The following is a 23,506-nucleotide window of genomic DNA, read 5'->3' as shown; positions in this document are numbered from 1 at the left end:
AAGGGAAAGAGAATCAATACTCCATCCCCTTCTTATCCATACCTACTATTCACATTCGTACTTGTAAATCTCCTTACCATATCCTCTATCAATTAGTAAAAGTTCATTTGGATATAGTGTCTTATGTTCCATTCCTACTTCATCTTTTGTTATAAACATCCCATCAATAATCATTCCAACTACTTGTGATTCTTTCGCTACAAAGACAGATTTCGAACCTTTCTTCGCTATAAATGTAACGGATTGCACAGTTTTTCTTTCTGCTCTAAATGGGATACCAAAATAATGGTTCCACCATTTATTTCGAAGTAATTCTGGCTCAGATTGATATAGCCAATCTTTCGCTACCTCTTGATCCCATTCATAATACAGTAGTGCTTTCCGGTGAAATCTTGGCCGAACAATCCATCCTAAAACAATGATTCCTACTACTAGCAGTAATAAAGTGATAGGAATGACAAACTTAAAAATAAGCGCATATTTTTCATACAACGGAGCATCTTGAATATGGAATGTTATGTTCTTCTTTACTTCTTGTAATTTTGAATCCTGCATTACGATGGTAGCTTCTACGGTGCCGGTATCTGTAAAATTAAATGTGTCGGAGTAATAGGGACGAGGATAAACATAGATCTGATTTCCATGTTGCTTTATTTCATAATTGATTGATTGTTTAGATGTGACACCAGTAGATTTTAATAGTTTTTTTACAGCTTCTTCTGTCATCGGCTTACCATCTAACTGTGGCTGCAAAACAAATGGTTTACTATTCTCTAAATTTGTCACTTTTTCTTCATAATCTTTTGTAACAGTTTGAAGTGATAATTTTGGTTTCTCAGCTGTTTCAATTTTAAATTCTTTCGTCTGTCTATAAAACCCCTTTATATTCATATGAACTTTCCCGCGTACTAACCCTTTACCAAGCTTAGTTTCGTAATAAAACACATGCCTCTTATCGTCCCACTTCATCGGATATTGTTTTCCGTCTATTTCTACTTCTGCCTGAAAGTAAGAAGACTGAACTGGCAACTCCGTAGGCTTTGCTTCAATAACAGCAGTAACACCTTCGTACATTTCCTCTACATTTTTTTGACTACTATCATCTTTGTCATAAGTAGAAACCGTATAATTAAGCGCTGGTTCAACTAGTACTTGTAGTCCTTCTTTCTCAATGTCCTGGTCCACTTCTATCGTATAAGTTCCTGGTTTAATAACTTCCTGATTTTCCGTACTTATATGAACTATATTTCCGAACAATTTTGCTTCTCCTGGTGCATGTATGGAAAAAGAAGATTGTAATTGTAATGGTTTAGAAATTTGTGTGACCTGATAATCGGGCAGAGAAGGCGATTGTCGTACAAGCGTCATACGCTTTAATGGAAACGGTGTTGTAATCTCTACTCTTTTCCCCACTACTTTCGTTTTTACAATCGATTCAACAGAGGAGAATGGATCACGATTTGCAACTAATGCTGCCACTTGATTTACACTTTTTACAATGCCATCTTCTCCGCTTGACGGCATAGTAACACCATTTATCTCTTTCTTCCATATTTCTTTGAACGTGTTTAATTGTTCTTTTTCTTGTTGTCCTAAATCTTCTTCCATCGTAATTAAGACTGGGTGTAACGATATCTTTTTTGCATCCATTTCTTTCTTAAACTGGGCTAATTTCTGCAAAATTTGTTCTTTTCCGCCAACCTTATCTTTCTCTAAATCATTAAATGCCCCGTCAGTTAATACAATAAGCCAAAATTCACGTTTTCCATCTATATCTGCTTCCTTTTTTATAGATTGCATCGCCGTTTCTACCGCGCTAAATGGAGTATTTAAATACGTTTTCCACGCTCCAATTCCCTCAATTTCTGTTTGCCTTTTATCCTTCGTTAACGAAATGTTTAATGGATCATTCGGCTTACTCATTGGAACGTAAGAAAATTTATCTTTTTCATCTAATAGCGCAACTAAACTTTGCAAAGCATAATTGGCATATTTCCAGCGATCGTTATTTCTCATGCTGCCCGAATCGTCATATACAAGTGAAACGACCCTTTCCTTTGCCTCCTCTCCTTTTGCAAAAGCTGATAAAGGTAAACATATAAATAGAAACAACATGAACGTGGCACAAATTCGAATTTTCATGATGAGGCTTCGCCACCTTTGTAGACAAATTCCTATGTTTAAATTTATGAGAGGAAACAAGATATATGACTTGTATTTTAGGACAACTAACCCACCATAACTTTATTATGTAAACAGATCATACACTTGGTAATATTCCTTCTAGCACTCTCTATCCAATTATATAAGTAAAAAAGCCTGTTTAAGCTCCACGCTTAAAACAGACTTTTCCTACTTTTTATTTTAAAAACACATAACAAAAAGTTTGATTTTTGACTTAACACATCACTTCTATTGTAAATCCACCAGGTGCTTCAACGTAAAACGTATACGCATGGACATGCTTAGGAGGCTCCACCAAAAATCCATCTTCCTTCAATCTTTGATTTATCTTATCTACTTGTTCTTCACTTTCTTGTGGAAATCCTACATGAAATGTTTTTGGATACTGAACTTCTTTTCCTTTCATTAAAGTTAGTATAAATCCATCATTATCACGCATAACTGCAAAGGCATTCCTCCTTGTTCCACTACAAATCAAACCAAAATACCTCTCTAAAAACGCTCTAGATGCTGTTACATCTGTAACTGTTAAATTAAGATGTTTAATTCCCAATCCTTCACCTTCTTTCTCAATTTTCTAACATTTTATCATATAAATAAAAAACACGCTTTTCACAGCGTGTTTCATTGCTTTACATACACTTCAACAATCGGATTTTCTTTATTGTCCGCATGCAAGCGTATATTCGCTTCACTTGTATTATAAATACTAGCTAATAACATTATCGTTAACACATTAGGTATCTTCGCATCACTTCCGTATTTTCTCTCAAGCCCTTCTTTATATTCAAAATCTAAATCCCCCTGCACATATGTATACACTTCAAAACCATCTTCTAAATTGCAAACTACTGTATCAATAATATCTGCCCCTACTTGCTTCTTCATTTCCTCTCGCAACGCTTCAATAAATTCTTCCCACGGTACTTCGTATGTCTGAAACTGATCTGTAGATTTCATGCCTTTTCCTCCTTATATATCCTCTTCTTATATTTCCCCTTTCCTATAACAATTATGATAGATAGGACATTCGTACAAGCCGCACTTGTCCCCCTTACATATCGTATTACTGTAATGCGGAAGGAGGAAAGAACATGCATAGACAAAAATGTTATGATACATGCCGACGTTATTTCGGAAAGGTTGTTCGGATTGAAGACCGTGATGGCCGTATACATTTAGGTAAAATAATCGATTTGACAAAAAACTCTGTATGGATCGAACCGGTGCAACAGCGCTCATCTTTTGATTCAGGATTCGGATACTATGATGCTTATGCAAACGGTGGTTGTGACCTTTGCGGCGGCCTTAGCAGATGTGATAGTTGCGGATTTGGATGCGGTGGTGGATTCAGCAGTTGCGGATGTGGTGGCCGTGGTTGCGGTAGTTGTGGTGGCGGCGGCTGGGGTGTTGAACTCGGATTTGGTTTCATCTTCGGAATTACATTAGCTGCATTATTTTTCATTTAACATAGTAAAGAGTTGACTACCTTTAGCCAACTCTTTCTCTTTATTTTTCACATATAAAAATACGATGCCCTAAAATGTGTTGGTACATAAGCCGTACATTTTCATGCTGTACCCACGCCTCATATAACTCATTCGGAATATGTGAGGATACATTCCACTCTGGCTCTTCTACATAACCAGAGATCGTTTCTGCAATCGTGCCACCGCCAGCAATTGTAATTCTTTTAAAATTTGCTTTCTGAAATAATTGTACCCACTCATTCTCAGTTAATAGTTCTTTCATGCCATATAATTGGGCGATTTTTTCTTCCTCATCCTTATCAATGTGCCTATCAATAATCATTTCAATGACAACAAGCTTACCGTCCTGCTGTAATACACGGTAACACTCCGAGATAACCCTTTCTTTCTCTGTAAAAGCGATGATTGATTCTCCAAGTACGAACTCAAATGAGTTATTCAAACAAGGTAATTGCTCTACACTTCCTTCAATTAATTGTATATCTAACCCTTCAAACAACCATCTATCTTTTGCCTTTTGAATCATAATTTCATTCTTTTCAACAGTTGTTACTTTATAACCAAATTCCCTTGTCATATATGCCGCTGTTTTCCCCGTACCGCAACCTATCTCAAGGACATTCGCTCCATATTTAAAAGGCAGTTGTGCTAACAATTGTTTTGTTAACGTAAAACCACCAGGATGAGCACTTCCTATTCCGTAATAAGCTAGGAAATCGATGTATGTGTTTCGTTTCATAGGACTCTCCTTCAAGTTTTCTATAATACATATATTCATCCAGAAAAAAATCGTGCATAGAAAAAAAGCATTTTCAAGTGCGATACCGCAACTTGAAAATGCTCTTTTCTTTCACAGGGGAATGAGGAAAAATCCCCACTGGTTAAAATTTCACTTTATTATTTCTCTTCTACATACGCCCATTTGAAACTATATTCCGGACTAATATTATGTTTTACAATTCCCTTTACATTTGGTTTCATAACATACGATCTACCACTTTGATATAAAGGTACGAGCGCTACATCTTCTTCAAGTAACAGTTTTTCTGCTTTCCCTAGCTCTGTCCAACGTTTTTTTGCATCAGCCATCCATTCCGTCTTACTTTTATTAATAATGTCATCATATTTTGAATTTGAATAGCTCATCTGATTCTGTGAATTTTTCGTTTCAAACATATCAAGATATGTCATTGGATCCGCATAATCTGGATTCCAGCCGCCATATGAGAAATCATAATCTTGGTCTGATTCTAATTTTAGTTTTTGCTTAAATGGCTGAAGTTTAATATTTACTGTTACACCCTTTAAATTCTTTTCAATTTGATCTTTTACATACTCCCCAACCTTTTTCGCATTACCAGTATCATAATTTAATAGCTCTATTGTCACTTGATCTTTTCCAAGTTCTTTTTTCGCAGCTTCCCAGGCTGCTGCTGCCTTTTTAGAGTCTTGTTTTAAACCATTTTTAAACGTTTCTGCGAAATCTTTACCATCTGGTCCAGCTGCTAAACCTTTTGGTACTAAATAATCCACTGGTTTTGAACCATCATTTAAAATGACATTCGTTAAAGCTTTCTTATCGATTGATAATGCAATTGCTTCACGTAATTTTTTACTCTTTAACGGTGTATCTTGCCCACCACGTTTTTGATTTAGACGCAAGTAAAACGTACTTGTTTCTGAATATGCACCAAACTCTTCTTTATTATTTCTATACTTATCAACAAATTCACCTGATAAAAGTGTAAAATCAATCGCACCTGTATCATATAAATTTACTCTTGTAGCTGGTTCTTTTACTACACTATAGTTGATTTCTTCTAGTTTTACAGTCTTTTTATCCCAATACTGATCATTTTTCTTTAATTTCCAACCTTGTTCATGCTTCCAATCAGTAAGTACAAACGGTCCATTATAAACTGTCGTATCAGACTCTAAACCGTATTTATCTCCTTTTTCTTTTACGAACTTTTCATTTAATGGATAGTATGACGCGAATGCCATTAAATTTAAGAAATATGGTACTGGTCTCTCTAGTTCAACTTCCAGCGTATAATCATCTACCGCTTTTACACCTAATGTAGAAACTTCTGCTTTCCCTTGATTTATTGCCTCTGCATTTTTAAGATAGTAAGCAATAAACGCATACTCAGCAGCTGTTTTTGGATCTACTAGACGTTGCCATGCAAATACGAAATCTTTCGCTGTTACAGGATCACCGTTTGACCATTTTGCATCTTTTCGTAATTTGAATGTATATTTTTTGCCATCCTCGCTTTTCGTACTAGATTCTGCCGCCGCTGGAATTGGCTTGTTATCTTTATCTAGACGATATAACCCTTCCATCGTGTTTCCTAAAATTTGAGAACCTAACGTATCTGTATTTTTAGAAGTATCCATCGTCGGAATTTCATTCGTTTCTGTACGATTCATTACTTGCTGTGCCGCATATTTAATATCGGATTTTTTCTCTTCCCCGCCACTATTAGACGTCGTAGTCGTTTTCTTCTCCCCACCAGAAGATCCAGAACATGCTGTTAACGCCACACTCATTGCTAATACTGGCGCTACAACCGCCGTAAACTTTTTCATCTTTTTCTTCATTCTTGTACCCTCCCCAATTATATGTACGAAACTAACTTTGAGAGATTTCTAATTTAAATTATCAGAAAATTATTACTAATTATCATTCTACTAATTTTTCTCGAATTGTAAAGTATTTTTAAAAACATTCATAATAATTAATTTATTTACTTCAATAACAATCTATTACTACTATACGAATTCTCCCACATCTACTATATGTAAGTACCACTTTTCTTATTCTTCTCTATTTAATTTAATAGTAAAAGAGCGTTCTAAAAGTCATTTATCTACCTTTAAAACGCTCTTTTTTATTATTTCCCTTCCGTTACATAAGCCCACTTAAAGCTATATTCTGGACTGATGTTATGTTTCACAATTCCTTTAACATTCGGTTTCATTACATACGCTCTACCTGTTTGATATAAAGGAATTAATCCTGCATCTTCTTCAAGGAACAATTTCTCTGCTTTTCCTAACGTTTCCCAACGCTTCTTCGGATCAGACAATAATTCATTACCTGCTTTCGCTACCATTTCATCATATTTTGGATTCGAATAACTCATTTGGTTATATGGGCTCTTCGATTCAAACATATCAATAAACGTCATTGGATCCGAATAATCTGGGCTCCAACCTGCAAATGAAACTTCATAATCTTGCGCTGACTCTAATTTCAGTTTTTGTTTGAACGGCTGAATTTTCGTGTTAACCGTTACACCTTTTAAGTTTTTCTCAATTTGATCTTTAAAATAGTCAGCAATTTTTTTCGCAGTTCCATCATCATAGCTTAGTAGTTCAATTGTCACTTGATCTTTTCCAAGTTCTTTTTTCGCTGCTTCCCAAGCTGCTGCACCTTTTTTCGGATCATATTTTAGACCATTTTTAAATGTATCTTGGTAATCTTTACCGTCAGGCCCTGTCGCAAGCCCTTTTGGTACTAATTGATCTGTTGCTTTTGAACCGTTATTTAAAATAACGTTCGCTAAACCTTTTTTATCAATTGATAATGCGATTGCTTCACGTAGTTTTTTGCTCTTTAACGGTGTATCTTGTCCGTTACGCTTTTGATTTAAACGTAAGAAGAATGTACTTGCTTCTGAATACTCACCGTACTCCTCTTTGTTCGATTTATATTTATCAACAAATTCTCCTGATAATAGTGTAAAATCAATTGATCCTGTATCATATAAGTTTACTTTCGTCGCAACTTCTTTTACTACACTATAGTTAATTTCTTCTAATTTCACAGTCTTTTTATCCCAATACTGATCATTTTTCTTTAATTGCCATCCTTGTTCATGTTTCCATGACGCCATAACGAACGGTCCGTTATACAACGTTGTATCTGCTTCTAAACCGAACTTATCTCCTTTTTCTTTTACGAACTTTTCATTTAAAGGATAGTACGATGGGAATGCCATTAAATTCAAGAAATACGGTACTGGCTTTTCTAATTCTACTTCTAGTGTATAATCATCTACCGCTTTTGCTCCTAAATCTGTTAGAGGTTTTTCACCTTTATTAATTGCTTCTGCATTTTTAATATAGAAAGCGATAAACGCATATTCTGCAGCTGTATTTTTATCGAGTAAGCGCTGCCATCCGTATACGAAATCTTTCGCTGTTACAGGATCACCGTTTGACCATTTTGCATCTTTACGTAGTTTAAATGTATATTTTTTGCCATCCTCGCTTTTCGTACTAGATTCTGCCACAGCTGGGATTGGCTTATTATCTTTATCTAATCGATATAAACCTTCCATTGTGTTCCCTAAAATTTGAGAACCTAATGTATCAGTAGATTTTGAAACATCCATCGTCGGAATTTCTTGATTTTCTGTACGATTTAATACTTGTTTCGCTGCATATTTAATTTCAGCTTTTTTCTCTTCCCCACCACCACTAGACGTCGTAGTTGATTTCTTCTCCCCACCAGATCCAGAACACGCTGTCAACGCCATACTCATTGCTAAAACTGGCGCTACAACCGCCGTGAACTTTTTCATCTTTTTCTTCATTTTTGTACCCTCCCCAATTATATGTACGAAACCATTTTTGATAGACTTTCTAATAACTAGTTATCAGAAAATTCTTATTAATTAATATTCTACTAATTTTTCCGCTTTTGTAAAGTTATTTTTAAAATATTCTAAAAATTATTTTTTTATTATAGTAAAACGTATTTTTTACAATTGTCATGATACAAATTCTTCCTTACATCTATCGATTTATTTACATGTAATCTCATAATAAAAAGAGCATTCCAAAAGTAAATAATCTACTTTTGGAATGCTCTATCATTTTATCTTTCTATTGTGGCTAACGAGATTCTCACTACAAAATAAGCTAAGAAACTTGTATACATCCACTTAAATATAGCATCACTGTTTAAAAATTATTTTCCATCTTTTTCAGTCATATATGTCCACTTGAAGCTATACTCTGGGCTAATGTTATGGTGAACGATGCCTTTTACATTTGGTTTTTGAACATATGCATCACCACGTTGGTATAAAGGCACAATTGCTACATCTTTCTCAAGAAGTAATTTCTCAGCTTGTCCTAGCTCTTCCCAACGTTTCTTCGCATCGCCCATTAATTCTCCACCAGCTTTTTTAATCATTTCATCATATTTCTGATCAGAGAAGCTCATTTGGTTATGAGAATGTTTAGACTCAAACATATCTAAGAATGTCATTGGATCCGCATAATCTGGATTCCAACCGCCATATGAAATATCATAATCTTGCTCTGTTTCTAATTTTAGTTTTTGCTTGAACGGCTGAAGTTTAATATTAACTGTTACACCTTTTAAATTCTTCTCGATTTGATCTTTTACATATTCCCCAACTTTTTTCGCATTACCAGTATCATAGTTTAATAGCTCAATTGTAACTTGATCTTTTCCAAGTTCTTTTTTCGCTGCTTCCCATGCAGCAGCTGCTTTTTTCGCATCTGGTTTGATACCGTTTTTAAATGTTTCTTGGAAGTCTTTACCGTCTGGTCCAGTTGCTAATCCTTTCGGTACTAAGAAGTCTGCTGGTTTAGATCCATCATTTAAAATAACATTTGCTAAATTTTTCTTATCAATAGAGTAGGCAATTGCTTCACGTAATTTTTGACTCTTTAATGGTGTATCTTGTCCACCACGTTTTTGGTTCATACGAATAAAGTAAGTACTTACTTGTGAATAAGTCCCAAACTCTTCCTTATTATTTCTATACTTATCAACAAACTCTCCCGTTAATAAAGCAACATCAATTTGACCACTATCATATAAATTCACACGTGTTGCTGGTTCTTTTACAACACTATAATTAATCTCATCTAGTTTTACAGTCTTTTTATCCCAATATTGATCATTTTTCTTTAATTTCCAGCCTTGCTCATGCTTCCAATCAGTTAGAACAAACGGTCCATTATATACTGTTGTATCAGACTCTAAACCGTATTTATCCCCTTTTTCTTTTACAAACTTCTCATTTAACGGATAGTACGATGGGAATGCTACTAAGTTTAAGAAGTATGGTACTGCTTGTTCTAATTCAACTTCTAAAGTAGTATCATCTACTGCCTTTACTCCTAGTTCTGTTACAGGTTTTTCACCTTTATTCACCGCTTCTGCATTTTTAATTGGGAATGCGATAAATGCATACTCAGCAGCTGTTTTTGGATCTAATAGGCGTTGCCATGCATATACGAAATCTTTCGCTGTTACAGGATCACCATTTGACCATTTTGCATCTTTACGTAATTTAAATGTATATTTTTTACCATCCTCACTCTTCGTGCTTGATTCTGCAGCAGCTGGGATTGGTTTGTTATCTTTATCTAATCGATATAAACCTTCCATTGTGTTCCCTAAAATTTGAGAACCTAATGTATCTGTATTTTTAGAAGTATCCATTGTTGGAATCTCATTTGTTTCAGTACGATTTAGTACTTGTTTTGCTGCTAATTTTCCTTCTGATTTACTATCTCCACCAGAGCTAGAATTTGTGCTTGTCTTCTTATCTCCACCTGATGTAGAACATGCTGTTAATGCCATACTCATTGCTAAAACTGGTACTACAACCGCTGTTAGTTTTTTCATTTTTTTCTTTTTCACTTTCTGTACCCTCCCTAATTCTTAACGCTCTCACTTAAGAATTTTCTGATAATTCTGTTTCTCTTTATATATTTATCAGAAGATTCTTATTAACTATTATTCTACTAATTTTTTGAGTTTTGTAAAGTGTTATTATTGAAAATTTTTAAAAAATTATTTTTTTACAGTAATATTCATAAAAATTCCTTAACCTTTCGAAACACTATACCTCATGGAATTCTATGTATTGATTTAATAGTCTTTATATCCCTTCACTATAAACAAACTTGTAAATTATTGTTAATAAATAATGTATATCGTAACAAACCTCTTTTCTACAAAAATAAAAAAGCAGACATTTCGTCTGCTTTAATTCTCCTCAATTTGCTTTTCACTTAACCCTAGATGTGTTCTAAGAGTATTACTCAAACTCTGTAGATCTTTTTTATTAGGGTTATAATAATATACACGTTGCCCGTTTGGGCCATTAGGTAAGTATAAATCATCACCAGCTAATTGTATTTTTTCAACTGAACCGTTTAAACCGTATTTATAAAAAGATAAAATATCATCCATTACTAAATTTGTTTTAAAATCACTATCAACCGCCTCAACTATTTTTTCTAGCTTCGTAATCGATCCTACACTTTTTAATTTACTTAAAATCGCTTCAATAACAAGTTGTTGGCGCTGTCCTCTCATTGCATCACTATCAATATGGCGCGTTCTTGCTAGTGCAAGTGCTTCTTCCCCATTTAATTTTTGTAATCCTTTTATCAAATGAATCGCATCAGGTTCATCTTTACTATTTTGCTCCGTAAATTCAACCGGGACATCCACTTCAATACCATCTAACCCATCAACAATTTTAGTAAAGGAACCAAAATTAAATTTCACAAAATAATCAACGGGCACCTGTAACAATTTTTCTACCGCTTCCACACAAGCTTGCGGTCCTCCATCTCTACCATTTTTAACGAAGCCACTTCCATATGCATGGGTTATTTTATCTTTTTTCTTTTCAACTGGAACATATGTATATGTATCACGCGGTATGCTCGTTAATTTCACTGTTTTATCGTCTTTATTAAAAGTCGCTAACAATAATGCATCTGTATGAAATGCACCATTATATTCCTTTTGTCGTTCTTGATTTTCATCAATTCCCATAATTAAAAGTGAAACATGATTTGCAATTGGCTTTACAGATTTCTCACGTAAATTGGATTTTTCACCTCGTGCTAAATTCAAATTAGATTTTTGTACGAGACTAGAAGTTTTCATATATACATAGGCTCCATAGCCAATTCCACCAAATAGTAATACCGCCAGTAGTAAACTTATTATCGTTTTCTTTTTATATTTTTGCTTATTTTTCTCTTCTCTTAAAGATGAATGATTCTCCATTTACTCTCCTCCTGTTTCTATTCATCCAATATGTTTTTCATTCTTTCATATTTAGCGCTATCCTTTTGAAACATACTTTCTTTCAATCCCTTATCTATTTGTATCCATTCAGTCGTAACTGAATATTGAATCAAGCCTTCTTGAAAACTAAGAAATTTCAACATAATCCCTGTATTTTTCTCCACAACCATTTCGAATTTCCCTCTTAAATCTTCAGAGGTGCTAACAGGCATCTCTATGTTGATGACTCCTTCAATTTTGTAACAATCTAATCCAAGATATTTCGTTTCTTTATAATTCCAATCTTTATATCGAATTAACAAATCTGCGAATTCTGATTGAATACTATATTTAGCTAGCCCTATATATTCATCATCATATCGCTTTTTCTCATCTGATTTTCTCACTAACCTTTCCGTAGGATTTAATTTTAATAGTTCATTGTTTCTTTCTTTCGGGTTCCATTTTGTCTCTTTATAGGTATACTTCTCATCATCAAACTCTTTTTTCTTCCCCTCGTTATATATAATTGTTCGTTTTTTGGCTAGTTTATCTTCTTTCGAAGAGATACCTCTTTGTTTCTCCGTATCAATCGCATACTTATATGTTGTAGCAATTCTTGATGAGCTAGAATATTCCTCAAATTGTCCTGAAATATTTTTAAAATAATCAATAGAATCTAGCATTTTTTGATGAATCTTTTCTTTATCTGGATAATGTACATTCGATTTTATTTCTTCTTCATTTTCAAAATCAGAAAACGCTTTTTTCTTTACATATTCAAATACTCCACCATTTTGCGCAAAACTTTGTATAGAAAACTCAGACATAGATACCACTGAAAGTATACAAACCGCTGCACTAATTATCATCATATGAATTTTGTAACTCTTCTTTTTTACCTTAAGATTATGTAGCGTGCCATTAATTTTTTCATTTAACTCTGGAGGTACTATAACATTTTCATCTTTTATTCTCTTTTTTAATTTCTCATCAAATAATTTTTCATTATCCATCCTTTACACCCCCTATTCCATCTTTAATCGTTTTTGTAGTTGTTCCCTCGCGCGTGACAATCTTGATTTCACTGTTCCTTTCGGTATTTCTAACAGCTTTGCTATACTCTCTTGATTCATATCTTCATAATAATAAAGCACCGTAACAGCTCTTAATTCTTCATGTAACGATTGAATCGCATTACACAAATCTATATCTTCATACTGATCACACGCACTCATATTGTAATCATTCTCTTCTGTCACAATTACATTTTTATACGCTCTAATAATATTGTTACACTCATTTATTAGTATTCGAATTAACCAAGTTTGAAAAAATTCTTCTTTTTTTAATTTTTTTATATTTTCATAGGCCTTTAAAATTGTTGTCTGTATCGCATCCTCTATATTTGTCTCATCACGTAACATCGCCTTTGCTATTCGATACATCTTCACTTTTTCTGTATGCATAAGCGCTATAAAGGCTTCATGATTACCTTTTTTCGCCAAAGAAACATCCGTTTCTTCTTTTATAATCATTTTATATAAAGGGATTACTTTCACAATTGCTCCTCCTGTTTCATCCTCACTTTATCACTTCCAATTTAACTTTACATGTATTAGACGTATGAACCTAGAAAAAGGTTCATTTTTTTGAATATTTTCTTAATTAAAAAGATAAATATCCTTTATAAGTGTTATGCGATAAACATACTAGTTTTAATTTACAAATAAAAAAAGCCCACTTTCTAGTGGACTTTCTACTTTATAACGGTAAATCCCTCTTCTTAAACACTACAATTGCTACTATGAAAATACAAAGTGCTCCGGCAGTTAACCCTATACTTACAGGCCATATATTATACGTTCCTTCAGCAATTTCTTTCGGACGAAATAGCGTAAATAATGATATATTTCTCATCCACTCTAACTTATCACTTAACTTCCCTACCATATCCAATACGAAAAATAAGATAGTTAAACTCGCTGAATAACTTAGTGCTTTTCTTTCGTCATTACATATACAAGAAAAGAAAAATGAATACGCACTAACGACTAAAAATATGAGCCCTCCGACTACATTTATCTTCAAAAATAATTCTTTATTTAAGTTATTATCTTGTAAAAACCATTCTGCACCTACTAACCCAGCTACATACGTAACAGATACAATAATCAGAAGTCCCAATATGAGAACAGCAGCTTGTGTAATAGCAATTTGCACTCTAGATACAGGTGTTGCTAGCAAGTATGCCATTGCTCCTTTATCTACATGACGAGCAATTAAATGTGTCGCAACTGTTACGCAAAAAATTGTTAAAATGATAATAAACAATAGACTATAGTATTCGCCCGCTAGAAAATCCATTACGTTTTGAATCGGACTTTCCATACCAACGATTTTTTTCACACTATCAGGCATGGCAGCTATTAATTCATTTAGCCCTTTCGCTGATACCATTGACGGGAATATCCAAATTAATAACCACAAATATAAAGCCGCACCACACGCATAACTCAAAATACTTTTTTGTGTTTCTTTCAAACTAGCTAAAAACAATTGCTTATTCATGCGTTACCCCTTCTTTCTTATCGTAATAATGCATAAATAAATGTTCTAAATCCATCGCTCTCGTTTGAAGTGCCGTTACATTATAGTTTGAAAGTGTTTGTAAAACAGTTTGATAGTTTCCTTGTACAATGATAGATGCCTCTCTACCTTTTACCGCTTCAAATTGCAAATTACACTTTATAAGGGACTCAATCTCTTCTTGTGATGATACTGTTACATCTATCACCTGTCTTCTCATACTTTGTAAATCGTGAATATTTTCAACCGTTACGAGTCGACCATCTTTAATAATAGCTACTCTGTCACAAGTTCTCTCAATTTCAGTAAAAATATGTGATGACATTAGGATTGTTTTTCCTCTTTGCTTTTCCTCTAATATTAAATCTATAAACACTTGTTGCATAAGTGGATCAAGTCCAGATGTTGGTTCATCTAAAATTAACACCTCTGGATCGTGCATAAATGCAGCGACTATCCCTACTTTTTGCTTCATTCCTTTAGACATTTTGCGAATCGGTGTTTTCACATCAAATTGCAGACGCTCTATCAGTTCATCTCGTCTTTTCGTATCCTTTAATCCGCGCATTCCCTGCATTAATTTTAAAAACTCTAATCCGTTCATTCCTTCAATAAAAGAAATTTCACCCGGTAGATAACCAACTTCCCTTTGAATTTTCGCTGCTTCATTCCAACAATCTAATCCAAAAATTGTCGCTTTACCAGCTGTCGGTTTTATAAATCCCATTAAATTACGAATCGTCGTTGATTTTCCGGCACCATTCGGTCCTAAATAACCAAATACTTCTCCCTCTTTTACATCAAATGTAATATGAAACAAACCTTTTCCATTCGAAAACTGTTTTGTGACATCTTGAACTGAAATCATAATTCCACCTCATTTTTTTGAAATATTGAATATGTGATATTTCAAAATTATTGTACTCCTCATCTTCCATATTCGCAACAACTTTTTGAAATATTTATTAGTCCATATTTCAAAATTATTGTTTTCCATTATTTTTTCTTGTATATTTTAAGTGAGGTGATTGCATTGAACGGCTTTGAAAGAGTAAAAGAAAAGAAAAAGCGTGCCATTAAAGAAGCAGCATTCGTATTATTTTCAGAACGTGGATTTAATGAAGTGAAAATAGAACATATCGCAAAAGAAGCAAACGTTTCTCAAGTTACAATTTATAATCATTTCGGAAGTAAAGATGCGTTATTTAGGGAGCTTATACAAGAATTTATCATATCTGAATTTCAATATTATAAAGAGCTTGCAGAAGAAAAATTACCTTTTCATGATATGATGCAAAAAATGATTGTAAGAAAAATGAATACTGGCGGGTTATTTCAACCTGATATGTTACTACAAATGATGCAAAGGGACGAAGAACTCCGTAAGTTTATTTATAGTTATCAAAATGAAAAAATCCTGCCCTGGTATTTAGAAATATTAGAACAAGCTCAGCGCAAAAACGAAATTAATCCACACCTTACTAAAGAAATGATGTTACTTTACATTCAAATGTTTACTAAATTAGGTGATGATTTTGGGGCACAACTTCTTGAAGGAGATCGCGAAAAACATATACAAGATATCGTTACGATGTTCTTTTATGGACTCTCCGTCCCAGAAAAATAATTTTTCTAAAGAACAAATAGAATCACCAAAAAGCCCTTTGGATATTTAAATCGCAAGGGCTTTTTCATATCAAAAAATGACTTAAACTAACTTTATCTTAAAAAGGTTAAATGCTGCTTTATAGATAACACCTTATTATAGATTAACTCTTTTAGCATAACAGGCTGAATTGAGATAATCGTTTCACCGAAATTCAGAAAGTAATTTGAAATAAAATCAAATTCTTGCTTGTTAAAATAGCCTGTTATAATGTAATTTTCATTTTCCTTTTGCATCCTCATGGAAGGATAATTCTCTTTATCAAAAATATCCTTTCCTTTTTGATTAACAATTACGCTAAAATCAATTGCATCAGGCTTTCTGTGAAAAGTAGTAAGATAACTTAATAATTCTTCAAGATTTTTTGGATTAATATTGCTCGTTTCCACAATAGAAAGAATTTTATCACATCTAATTATTTGAACATTATTTGTCTCAAAATTAAAGATTTTAGCATACCACTGGCCAAATTTAGATTCTAATCGAATAAATTGGGCAACCAATGCTTGCTCCTCACCTTTTTTTAAATATGTTAAATGATAAACTCGCTCAGCAAAAATTCCCTGTAAAATTTCTTTTAAGAATGGACTAAAATTACTATGATTTGTTACTTCAAAGGAAAGCGTTCGTTCCATGATTGAAATATTTTTACTCACATTATCAGGTAATACATGTTTAAATTTATTTTCAAGTGCAATACTTTCTACATTAAATGGTTTTGTCTTGTATCCATTTAGCGTAAGAATTGAAAAGTATAGCGCATACATTTCATCCACACTAAAATAAATTGGCGATAACACACTATTTTCTATAATTTTATAACTTCCATTTCTACCTAGTTCAGAATATATGGGTACACCTATTTCTTCCAATGATTGAATATCTCGCAACGCGGTACTTTTAGAAATATCATATCTAGCCATTAAATCTTTTAAATTAAAATATCTTTTATTATTTAAGAAAATAAGCATGTCATTTATTCGTTCAGTTTTTTTCATATTTCCCTCCCAAAAAGGTATCATGTATTGAAACCTTTTTAATCTATATTATAATTATCAACTAATAAAGGAGTTATATATTTATGACATTAGAAATAGCTATTTTTCTTTCAATGAATGGGCAAGCAAAGGAGGCGATTAATTTTTATATACGTAATTTAGAAGCCAAAAAGTTAATGATTGTTACGTATGAAGAACTGGCGAAAAGAGATAGTTCTTTTAAAATTACAAGTGAAAATAAAGATCATATTGCTCACTCTGTTTTACAAATTGGGAATACAAAGCTAATGATAGCGGAAGATACAATGAAGCTTAATGAACTTTATAACGTTGGAAATAACATGTCACTTTGCATTCAAAGCGCTAATTTAGAAGAGATACAAACGTTTTATAATAATTTAATTTCCGATGAGCATGTGAAAATAATCTCTCCGCTAGAAAAAAATATATTTAGTGAAGCATATGGTATTATTGAAGATCCTTATGGCATACAAATCCAATTAATGTATGATAAACGACTAAACTAAATAATTAATCATATTCACATATTCCTAATAAAAAAGACACGAATTTCGTGTCTTTTTTATTTTATAGAAATGACTCTACCCTTTTCACTACTTTCAATCGCTAATTGAATCAATTTAATAACATCTAAACCTTCTTTTGCTGTTACAGGTAGTTTCTCACCATTTAATATACTATCTCGTACACCTTTATAATAATTGTCATAACAACCGACTTCTGTTGGAATACGCTCTAGGCTTTCTTCTGTTTCTAACGTAGCAAAATTCTCTTCATCGTCTACCCCATAACCGTTATCGCCTGGCTTCATTCCATTTTTTAATTGCTCTTCCTGCGAATCCATACCGTACTTCACGATAGAACCTTTCTCTCCATGCACTATAAAATGCGGTCCAGCTTTTTTCACATAACTGCTGCTACGTAAAATGACACGTTTAACTCCGTAATGAAGTACTATATGGAAATAATCATCCACCTCTGCACCTGGTCGTTGTTTTATTACATCTGCACTTATCGCATCTGGTTTCCCGAATATTGATAACGCTTGGTCAATTAAATGCGATCCTAAATCGTATAATATACCGGAACCTGGTAGATTTTTTTCTCTCCATCGATCACGTACATGTGGACGGAAACGATCAAAATTTGATTCATATGCGTATACATTCCCTACTCTGTTTTCTCCTAACAATTTCTTAATTGTTAAGAAATCATTATCAAAACGACGATTATGATATACGCTTAACATTACATTATGCTGCTCTGCTAATGAAATAAGCTCTTCCCCCTCTTCAATTGAGACAACAAATGGTTTTTCTACAACAACATGCTTACCGTTTAAAATTGCTTCTTTTACATATGGAAAATGAGTTGTATTAGGTGATGTAATAACAACTAAGTCAACATCAGCTCGCTTCACCAATTCATCAATTGTACTAACAACATTAGCGTTTGGTAATGTTTCTTTTACTACCTCTTCTTTTGAGGATAATACAGCACGAATATCATATTCTTCTATTGTTTGTAATAGTGGGATATGAAATGTCGTACTAGAAAAACCAAATCCTACAATCCCTACACCTATTTTTTTCATGTTGCCCCTCCATTTGTGCCGCTTTAACGAGCAGTAAGATTCCTAACCCAAAATTCAGTGAAAGCTAAGGAATTAGGTGAGGAATCAACTGCTTGTTAAAGCCCGATTAGTTGAACTTTATGAGAACGATTTCATTCAGTTATTATAACAAGATTATTATTATTTACATAATAAATTGCCTAGAAAAAAGCATCTTGCTACTATTCATAGCAAGATGCCCTCTTTATTCTGGTCTTTTCTTCGTCCACGTTTCTACTACTTCACCAGTATCATTTACATCTAGCACTAGGCTACCATTACTATACCGGTCTTTATTTCGATACGCTTTCGGATCAATCTCTTCTACAATGTTTTTCTCTGTCTTCATGTAAACTAATTCATCGTCCCGAACAATTTCAATACCGACAATGCGGTACGGATTACGTTTTAACTCTTTGAAAATAACAAGGCCTCGCTTCGCCCTCGTTGATTTTTCAATTTCTGATGCTTTTAGACGTTTTACAGCACCACGCTGCGTTACGAGAATAAGTTGATCTTTATCACCATTTAACGGTTTACCAGAAGCGACATAGTCATCTTCTTTTAAATTAATTGCTTTCACACCAGCAGCTCTTACACCGACTGGACTTACTTCATCTTCATGGAAAATAAGTGCATATGCACCATGTGTAGCAAGAACGATATCACTCGTTCCATCTGTCGCAAATATATCGACAACTTCATCATCTTTTTTCAAGTTTACAGCAACGAATGCCCTTGAATAACGCTGAACTTTATATTGATTTAATTCTGTTTTCTTTATCATACCATTTCGTGTTACAAATACGATAAATCGTTTTTCTTCCTCAAAGTTCGGTACAACCGTTGCCCAAATGATCGTTTCATCTCGGTCGAGTGAAACGATATTTGCAACGTGCTGACCTAAATCTTTCCAACGAATATCTGGCATTTCGTATACTGGAAGATATATATAGTTCCCTTTACTTGTGAATAAAAGAACTGTTTCAGTCGTATTCGTATCGAATCGTTCAAGTAAGATGTCACCCTCTTTCATACCGAAGTCTTTGCCGTTTGATGCATTATGTGAGCGCCATCCAGTACGTTTCACATATCCTTCTTTCGTTACAGTAACGATGACATCTTCTTGTGGAATCATCACTTCTACGTCTATTTTAATTTCTTCAATTTGTTCTTCAATAATAGCACGGCGATCATCACTATATGTTTTCTTAACTCTCTTCAAATCAGTTTTAATGACTTGAAGTAATCTTTTTTCACTTTGTAAAATTGACTGTAGCTCTAGAATTTTCTTATTAAGCTCATCTGCTTCTTCTTGTAACGCCGTAATGTCTGTATTCGTTAAGCGATATAATTGCAAGGAAACAATTGCTTCCGCCTGTGCTTCTGTAAAGCCAAATTTTGCACTTAAATTATCTTTCGCATTACGTTTATCTTTTGAAGCTCGAATTGTCTCGATTACTTGATCTAAAATCGATAATGCTTTCTTTAAACCTTCTACAATATGTTGACGATTTTCTGCTTTTCTTAATTCATATTGCGAACGTCTCGTAATAACCTCTTTTTGATGTCCAATATAAGCATCCAAAATTTTTGGTAATGTCATAAGTGTTGGACGACGATTATTAATCGCTACCATATTAAAGTTATATGGAATTTGTAAATCTGTATTTTTATATAAATAATTTAAAATACCTTCGGCGTTTGCTTCTTTCTTTAATTCAACAACAATTCGTAAACCAGTACGATCTGTCTCATCACGCACTTCAGCAATACCATCTAACTTTTTATCTAGACGTAATTCATCCATTTTCTTTACAAGGTTTGCCTTATTCACTTCGTAAGGAATTTCAGTGATTACAATTTGTTGTTTCCCACCGCGCACTGTTTCAACTTCTGCTTTTCCACGAATAATAATTTTACCTTTACCTGTTTCATACGCCTTTTTAATACCATCAATCCCTTGAATAATACCGCCTGTTGGGAAATCTGGTCCTTTCATAACTGTTAATAAATCATCAACAGTACTATTTGGCTTATCAATACGCATCATTGTAGCATCAATAACTTCTCCAAGATGATGCGGAGGAATTTCTGTTGCATAACCAGCGGAAATCCCTGTAGATCCGTTCACTAATAAATTCGGGAACGCTGCTGGTAATACAACTGGTTCTTCACTCGTATCATCAAAGTTTGACACGAATTCAACTGTTTCTTTATCAAGATCACGTAATAATTCAGATGCGATTGGTGATAAACGAGCTTCCGTATAACGCATTGCTGCCGCTGGGTCCCCATCAACACTACCGTTATTACCATGCATTTCAACTAAAACATTACGTACTTTCCAAGTTTGGCTTAAGCGTACCATTGCTTCATATACAGAGGAATCTCCATGTGGATGATAATTACCGATAACATTACCTACTGTTTTAGCTGATTTACGAAACGCTTTATCATGTACATTACCTTCTACATACATAGAATATAAAATACGTCTTTGTACTGGCTTTAAGCCATCACGTGCATCTGGAAGTGCACGATCTTGAATAATATATTTACTATAACGTGCAAAGCGATCACCTAACACGTCTTCAAGCGGGAGGTCATGAAACTTCTCTGCTTGCATGTTATTCCACCTCCGTCTCCATAATCATTTCATTTTCTAAAATATTTCCTTCTTCTTGCATACCAAACTGTACATTACGTTCAATCCATTTACGGCGCGGTTCTACTTTATCGCCCATTAATGTTGTAACGCGACGCTCTGCTCTTGCTGCATCATCAATTTTCACGCGAATTAATGTACGCGTTTCAGGATTCATTGTTGTTTCCCATAATTGATCCGCATTCATTTCACCAAGCCCTTTATAACGTTGTAACATATAGCCTTTTCCAACTTTTTTCGTTACACCGTCTAATTCCTCATCTGACCAAGCGTATTCAATTACTTCACTCTTACCTTTTCCTTTACTTACTTTGTATAAAGGAGGGAGTGCGATAAACACTTTACCCGCTTCGATAAGTGGCTTCATATATCTGTAGAAGAACGTTAATAACAATACTTGAATATGAGCTCCATCCGTATCGGCATCGGTCATAATTACAACTTTATCGTAGTTAATATCTTCAACATCAAATTCATTTCCTACACCGCCGCCAATCGCATAAATGATTGTATTAATCTCTTCATTTTTAAAGATATCAGCAAGCTTTGCTTTCTCTGTATTAATTACTTTACCACGTAATGGTAATACGGCCTGGAAACGACGGTCTCGTCCTTGTTTCGCTGAACCACCAGCAGAGTCACCCTCTACTAAATACAATTCGTTTTTCTGAGGATTACGTGATTGTGCAGGTGTTAACTTCCCGCTTAACGTACCTTCTGATTTTTTCTTCTTCTTACCACTACGTGCTTCTTCTCTCGCTTTACGAGCAGCCTCACGTGCTTGCGCTGCTTTAACTGCCTTTCTCACAAGAAGTGTAGCTACATCCGGGTTTTCCTCTAAAAAGTAAGCTAAATGCTCTGATACAATGGCATCAATAGAAGAACGAGCTTCACTTGTACCAAGTTTCCCCTTCGTTTGTCCTTCAAACTGAAGTACTTCTTCTGGTACACGTACAGAAACGATAGCCGCTACACCTTCACGAATATCTGTACCTTCTAAATTTTTATCTTTTTCTTTTAATAATGAAACTTTACGAGCATACTCATTGAACACACGCGTCATTGCTGTTTTAAATCCAGCTTCGTGTGTTCCACCATCTTTTGTACGTACGTTATTTACAAACGAAAGAATATTTTCTGAGTAACCATCATTAAACTGGAATGCTAGTTCTGCTTCAATCCCGTTTTGTTCACCAGTGAAATATACAACCGGGTGAATTGAATCTTTTTCTTCGTTTAAATATGAAACGAAAGCTTCGATTCCTGTTTCATAATGAAATATATCTTCTAAATCATTACGTTCGTCTTTTATCGAGATTTTCATTCCTTTTAATAAGAATGCAGATTCACGTAATCTCTCACATAATGTTTCATAATTGTAATTTGTCGTGCTGAAAATCGTTGTATCTGGTTTGAAGTGCATTGTCGTACCAGACTCTTTTGTTTTCCCGATTTTCTCTAACGTCGTTGCAGGAACGCCACCATTTTCAAAGCGTTGTTCATAAATGTTACCATCACGTTTAATTGTTACTACTAACCATTCTGACAAAGCGTTTACAACTGATGCCCCAACACCGTGTAAACCACCACTCGTTTTATAGCCACCTTGACCAAACTTACCACCTGCATGAAGTACAGTTAAAATAACTTCAGGTGTAGGTTTCCCAAGTTTATGCATTCCCGTAGGCATTCCTCGCCCTTTATCTATAACGCTAATACTATTATCTTTATGTATTACGACTGAAATTTCGTCGCCAAATCCCGCTAACGCTTCGTCAACGGAGTTATCTACTATTTCATATACTAAATGATGCAATCCACGGCTATCCGTACTCCCGATATACATACCCGGGCGTTTTCGAACGGCTTCAAGTCCTTCTAACACTTGAATCGCATCTTCATTATATTGGAACTGATGCTTCGCCAAACTCCTTGCCCCTTTCCTAATCCAAAATCAGAACATATGTTTCTATTATAGAATAACGCCTCGACTATAGTTTTGGCAAGTTATCTTATCTCTTTTATATACCATCTTCAATAGAAAAATCCTTGTTTTCTCACAAGGATTCCTCTAGGCTACTATTTCAGAAAAATAATCGTTTGTCAACGAGAAATGGATATGTATTCCAAGATTACACATTCCAAACCTTTATTATGATCCAAATGATCAAGATCCAAAATGGGATTACAAATAACAA

At 34.1% G+C, this 23,506-nt stretch carries 19 protein-coding genes; 3 read left to right on the top strand and 16 right to left on the bottom strand.

Annotated elements, in window-relative coordinates; all coding sequences use genetic code 11:
- Positions 1-45 precede the first annotated feature (45 nt).
- The 3 genes from BM089_RS16175 to BM089_RS16165 form a co-directional block, all read right to left on the bottom strand.
- Positions 46-2,142 (bottom strand): vWA domain-containing protein, encoded by a 2,097-nt coding sequence (locus tag BM089_RS16175; RefSeq protein WP_000702065.1) that lies wholly within the window; start codon positions 2,140-2,142, stop codon positions 46-48.
- Positions 2,143-2,398: 256 nt separating this feature from the next.
- A complete protein-coding gene (locus tag BM089_RS16170; RefSeq protein WP_090977406.1) occupies positions 2,399-2,737 on the bottom strand; it encodes a VOC family protein in 339 nt (112 codons plus the stop codon).
- A gap of 71 nt (positions 2,738-2,808) precedes the next feature.
- A complete protein-coding gene (locus BM089_RS16165) occupies positions 2,809-3,144 on the bottom strand; it encodes a hypothetical protein (RefSeq protein ID WP_000842905.1) in 336 nt (111 codons plus the stop codon).
- 134 nt (positions 3,145-3,278) lie between these two features.
- Between BM089_RS16165 and BM089_RS16160 the strand changes: the two genes are divergently transcribed.
- Positions 3,279-3,653, top strand: coding sequence for a hypothetical protein (locus BM089_RS16160; protein WP_090977404.1), 375 nt, complete (start codon positions 3,279-3,281; stop codon positions 3,651-3,653).
- Positions 3,654-3,693: 40 nt separating this feature from the next.
- Here the strand turns inward: BM089_RS16160 and BM089_RS16155 are convergent, their stop codons facing one another.
- From BM089_RS16155 to BM089_RS16115, 9 genes are all read right to left on the bottom strand, one after another.
- Positions 3,694-4,413, bottom strand: coding sequence for a class I SAM-dependent methyltransferase (locus tag BM089_RS16155; RefSeq protein WP_090977402.1), 720 nt, complete (start codon positions 4,411-4,413; stop codon positions 3,694-3,696).
- A gap of 158 nt (positions 4,414-4,571) precedes the next feature.
- Positions 4,572-6,278: a peptide ABC transporter substrate-binding protein gene (locus BM089_RS16150; protein ID WP_053563837.1), complete on the bottom strand. Its 1,707-nt coding sequence runs from the start codon at positions 6,276-6,278 to the stop codon at positions 4,572-4,574.
- A 293-nt stretch (positions 6,279-6,571) separates the two neighbouring features.
- A complete protein-coding gene (locus tag BM089_RS16145) occupies positions 6,572-8,278 on the bottom strand; it encodes a peptide ABC transporter substrate-binding protein (RefSeq protein WP_000728442.1) in 1,707 nt (568 codons plus the stop codon).
- Between the two features lie 377 nt (positions 8,279-8,655).
- Positions 8,656-10,368, bottom strand: coding sequence for a peptide ABC transporter substrate-binding protein (locus BM089_RS16140; RefSeq protein WP_100910073.1), 1,713 nt, complete (start codon positions 10,366-10,368; stop codon positions 8,656-8,658).
- A gap of 348 nt (positions 10,369-10,716) precedes the next feature.
- Complete coding sequence (locus BM089_RS16135; RefSeq protein WP_090977400.1) at positions 10,717-11,754, bottom strand: LCP family protein; 1,038 nt, start codon at positions 11,752-11,754, stop codon at positions 10,717-10,719.
- A gap of 17 nt (positions 11,755-11,771) precedes the next feature.
- A complete protein-coding gene (locus tag BM089_RS16130; protein ID WP_090977398.1) occupies positions 11,772-12,770 on the bottom strand; it encodes an anti-sigma factor in 999 nt (332 codons plus the stop codon).
- Positions 12,771-12,782: 12 nt separating this feature from the next.
- The gene (locus tag BM089_RS16125; protein ID WP_023522718.1) at positions 12,783-13,316 is read right to left on the bottom strand and encodes an RNA polymerase sigma factor; all 534 of its coding nucleotides are present in this window, start codon (positions 13,314-13,316) and stop codon (positions 12,783-12,785) included.
- Between the two features lie 202 nt (positions 13,317-13,518).
- Positions 13,519-14,325, bottom strand: a complete 807-nt coding sequence (locus BM089_RS16120) for an ABC transporter permease subunit (protein WP_090977396.1) — start codon at positions 14,323-14,325, stop codon at positions 13,519-13,521.
- Complete coding sequence (locus tag BM089_RS16115; RefSeq protein WP_023522720.1) at positions 14,318-15,211, bottom strand: ABC transporter ATP-binding protein; 894 nt, start codon at positions 15,209-15,211, stop codon at positions 14,318-14,320. The genes BM089_RS16120 and BM089_RS16115 overlap by 8 nt, the downstream gene beginning before the upstream one ends.
- Positions 15,212-15,367: 156 nt before the next feature.
- Here BM089_RS16115 and BM089_RS16110 point away from each other — a divergent pair, with 156 nt between their 5' ends.
- Positions 15,368-15,970 carry a TetR/AcrR family transcriptional regulator gene (locus tag BM089_RS16110; protein WP_003291871.1) on the top strand — a complete coding sequence of 201 codons (603 nt, stop codon included), beginning with the start codon at positions 15,368-15,370 and terminating at the stop codon, positions 15,968-15,970.
- A 92-nt stretch (positions 15,971-16,062) separates the two neighbouring features.
- On the opposite strand, the gene BM089_RS16105 is transcribed toward BM089_RS16110, so the two are convergent.
- Positions 16,063-17,031 carry a helix-turn-helix transcriptional regulator gene (locus BM089_RS16105; RefSeq protein ID WP_089171584.1) on the bottom strand — a complete coding sequence of 323 codons (969 nt, stop codon included), beginning with the start codon at positions 17,029-17,031 and terminating at the stop codon, positions 16,063-16,065.
- A gap of 59 nt (positions 17,032-17,090) precedes the next feature.
- Here BM089_RS16105 and BM089_RS16100 point away from each other — a divergent pair, with 59 nt between their 5' ends.
- Positions 17,091-17,534, top strand: coding sequence for a VOC family protein (locus BM089_RS16100; protein ID WP_090977395.1), 444 nt, complete (start codon positions 17,091-17,093; stop codon positions 17,532-17,534).
- 56 nt (positions 17,535-17,590) lie between these two features.
- On the opposite strand, the gene BM089_RS16095 is transcribed toward BM089_RS16100, so the two are convergent.
- From BM089_RS16095 to parE, 3 genes are all read right to left on the bottom strand, one after another.
- Entirely contained in the window at positions 17,591-18,622 is a 1,032-nt protein-coding gene (locus tag BM089_RS16095; protein WP_090977393.1) for an oxidoreductase, read from the bottom strand.
- A 223-nt stretch (positions 18,623-18,845) separates the two neighbouring features.
- On the bottom strand, positions 18,846-21,269 hold the full coding sequence (gene parC / locus BM089_RS16090) for a DNA topoisomerase IV subunit A (RefSeq protein ID WP_001147467.1): 2,424 nt from the start codon (positions 21,267-21,269) through the stop codon (positions 18,846-18,848).
- 1 nt (position 21,270) lies between these two features.
- Positions 21,271-23,235 carry a DNA topoisomerase IV subunit B gene (parE, locus tag BM089_RS16085; protein WP_001062197.1) on the bottom strand — a complete coding sequence of 655 codons (1,965 nt, stop codon included), beginning with the start codon at positions 23,233-23,235 and terminating at the stop codon, positions 21,271-21,273.
- Between the last annotated feature and the right edge of the window lie 271 nt (positions 23,236-23,506).

The organism is Bacillus sp. 5mfcol3.1, assembly GCF_900114335.1.
Lineage (GTDB): Bacteria > Bacillota > Bacilli > Bacillales > Bacillaceae_G > Bacillus_A > Bacillus_A thuringiensis_S.
The sequence above is the reverse complement of the archived record's forward strand: the minus strand, read 5'-3'. Positions and strand labels throughout refer to the sequence as shown.

Excerpts from the sequence above, each read along its gene's own strand:
- BM089_RS16175 (WP_000702065.1), bottom strand. The coding sequence starts at position 2,142 with ATGAAAATTCGAATTTGTGCCACGTTCATGTTGTTTCTATTTATATGT.
- BM089_RS16165 (WP_000842905.1), bottom strand. The coding sequence starts at position 3,144 with ATGAAATCTACAGATCAGTTTCAGACATACGAAGTACCGTGGGAAGAA.
- BM089_RS16160 (WP_090977404.1), top strand. The coding sequence starts at position 3,279 with ATGCATAGACAAAAATGTTATGATACATGCCGACGTTATTTCGGAAAG.
- BM089_RS16155 (WP_090977402.1), bottom strand. The coding sequence starts at position 4,413 with ATGAAACGAAACACATACATCGATTTCCTAGCTTATTACGGAATAGGA.
- BM089_RS16150 (WP_053563837.1), bottom strand. The coding sequence starts at position 6,278 with ATGAAGAAAAAGATGAAAAAGTTTACGGCGGTTGTAGCGCCAGTATTA.
- BM089_RS16145 (WP_000728442.1), bottom strand. The coding sequence starts at position 8,278 with ATGAAGAAAAAGATGAAAAAGTTCACGGCGGTTGTAGCGCCAGTTTTA.
- BM089_RS16135 (WP_090977400.1), bottom strand. The coding sequence starts at position 11,754 with ATGGAGAATCATTCATCTTTAAGAGAAGAGAAAAATAAGCAAAAATAT.
- BM089_RS16130 (WP_090977398.1), bottom strand. The coding sequence starts at position 12,770 with ATGGATAATGAAAAATTATTTGATGAGAAATTAAAAAAGAGAATAAAA.
- BM089_RS16120 (WP_090977396.1), bottom strand. The coding sequence starts at position 14,325 with ATGAATAAGCAATTGTTTTTAGCTAGTTTGAAAGAAACACAAAAAAGT.
- BM089_RS16115 (WP_023522720.1), bottom strand. The coding sequence starts at position 15,211 with ATGATTTCAGTTCAAGATGTCACAAAACAGTTTTCGAATGGAAAAGGT.
- BM089_RS16105 (WP_089171584.1), bottom strand. The coding sequence starts at position 17,031 with ATGATACCTTTTTGGGAGGGAAATATGAAAAAAACTGAACGAATAAAT.
- BM089_RS16100 (WP_090977395.1), top strand. The coding sequence starts at position 17,091 with ATGACATTAGAAATAGCTATTTTTCTTTCAATGAATGGGCAAGCAAAG.
- BM089_RS16095 (WP_090977393.1), bottom strand. The coding sequence starts at position 18,622 with ATGAAAAAAATAGGTGTAGGGATTGTAGGATTTGGTTTTTCTAGTACG.
- parC (WP_001147467.1), bottom strand. The coding sequence starts at position 21,269 with ATGCAAGCAGAGAAGTTTCATGACCTCCCGCTTGAAGACGTGTTAGGT.